Source organism: Arsenophonus sp. ENCA (assembly GCF_002287155.1).
GTDB lineage: Bacteria > Pseudomonadota > Gammaproteobacteria > Enterobacterales > Enterobacteriaceae > Arsenophonus > Arsenophonus nilaparvatae.
In genome coordinates, this window is record NZ_NHNG01000603.1 from 1 (window position 1) to 1,691 (window position 1,691).

At 43.3% G+C, this 1,691-nt stretch carries 1 protein-coding gene and 2 pseudogenes; 1 reads left to right on the plus strand and 2 read right to left on the minus strand.

Features of this window, described 5'->3' with window-relative positions; translation table 11 throughout:
* A partial coding sequence (locus tag CBG25_RS15695; RefSeq protein ID WP_290607822.1) for a transposase occupies positions 1-299 on the plus strand: 299 nt, incomplete at its 5' end.
* A 300-nt stretch (positions 300-599) separates the two neighbouring features.
* Here CBG25_RS15695 and istB read toward each other — a convergent pair.
* Positions 600-1,229, minus strand: a pseudogene (gene istB / locus CBG25_RS15700) (IS21-like element helper ATPase IstB); the annotation flags it as partial.
* Positions 1,181-1,552, minus strand: a pseudogene (locus CBG25_RS15705) (DNA replication protein); the annotation flags it as partial. The pseudogenes istB and CBG25_RS15705, both read right to left, overlap by 49 nt.
* Positions 1,553-1,691 lie beyond the last annotated feature (139 nt).

The window sequence follows — 1,691 nt, forward strand, 5'->3', positions numbered from 1 at the left end:
AAATCTTGAATCAGCGAAAGAGCATGGTTGAACCTGTGTTTTCAGCATTGCGGGGAATTCAGGGTTTGGAACGTTTCCGGCGTAAGGGATTATTAGCGGTAAAGCTCGAATTTACCCTGCATGCAATGGCCTATAACTTATCAAGAGCGGTTGCTCTGATATTATGGATGATTTTCAGTCTATTATTTGTACAAACTAAAATCAGAAAAAGAGAAAATCTGCACGGTGGGATATTGTTGAAAAAAAAAATTCCACCCCTTTTGCGACAGCCTCTTCAAAGGGGGTGCGGATACCATTGAAAACTGTCAAATCCTTTGCGTAGGCGAAGACGGTTGCCATCAGCGAAAGACGAAAAGCGATTTGACAAGCCATTGTTTTTAAATACAAAACAGTGGGGGGGAGGTTAAAAAAATTAACTGCCCTACTTTAAAAAACCTCCCGTTCTCTCATTCACAGAAAAAATTCCCATTTTGAAGAGATCAACATTTGTGAAAAAACGTAAGCGTCATTGGAACCACACAGAGATAGGTAGCGTGGTGTCAATGCCAATTGAATTCTGATCCACTTTGCTAAAGTAAAACTGATCCACCCCCTTTAATTTACTCGCTCAGTTCCGCTTTCAATTTTTTATGTAGCTGACCGCTTTTTAGCTTGTCTTTTAACCGATAACTTTGTCCACTAATCTGTACGATATGTGCATGGTGCAGCAATCGATCCAGCATAGCGGCTGTTAGCGTCTCATCATCACCAAATGTACTTGACCACTGAGCAAAAGACAGATTACTGGTTAAGAGCACACTACCCGCTTCATATCGCTTTGCCACCACCTGGAAGAACAGGTTTGCTTCTTCCTTGCCAAAAGGTAAATAGCCAACTTCATCGATAATCAATAATCTAGGTTTACTGATAACTCGGGTAAGATATCCCTTGAGGTCACCTTGTCGATGAGAGGTAAGCAGCTGCAACATCATGTCCGCTGCAGTTAGAAAACGGATGCTTAATCCCTGCATCGCAGCCCTATAGCTGATGGCAGTAGCCAGGTGGGTCTTGCCGACACCAGACGGACCTAGCAACACGATATTCTCCTGGCGCTCAATGAAAGCCAGTCCAGCCAGTTCCTGTATTTGGTTACGGGGAACACCGCTGGCATATTTGTAATCAAACTGCTCCAACGTCTTTATCACTGGCAGCCCAGATAAACGGAGTATCGTTTGACGCCGACGTTCAGTAAGTCCTTCATACTGGAGTCGTAAAACAGAATATCCGCTGTCCAGCCTGTGTTGTTCTCACCAAAGTAAAACGGCTTTGCCATGCCAACAAATGCTCTCACGTAGGCTCGCCAGCCATCCAGGTTTGGATTAGCCAGTAAGCCAACAATTTTCTTCAAGCGGGTTTTACGCTTGGCATTGGCTTCAACAGCATGTGGTAATCTGTCACCCACTTCCTCGTTGTAAGCAACCAGATAATCGTTGTAGTTCAGTGTTTGGGGTTTTCGTTTTTCAGGTTTAGCCAATTCTCCCCCTTTCACCTCGTGAGGGGTAAGGGGTGTATTAAACTAGTTGCTGAATAGAGACTTGCATTTTTTGTCACGCTATTGAGAATAAAAAGAGGTTTAACTTAGAGAATAAAGGTTTGAAATGATCAACAAAGAGCGGCTGTTACGAGATAATCGTTTATGTAAAGCAATCATT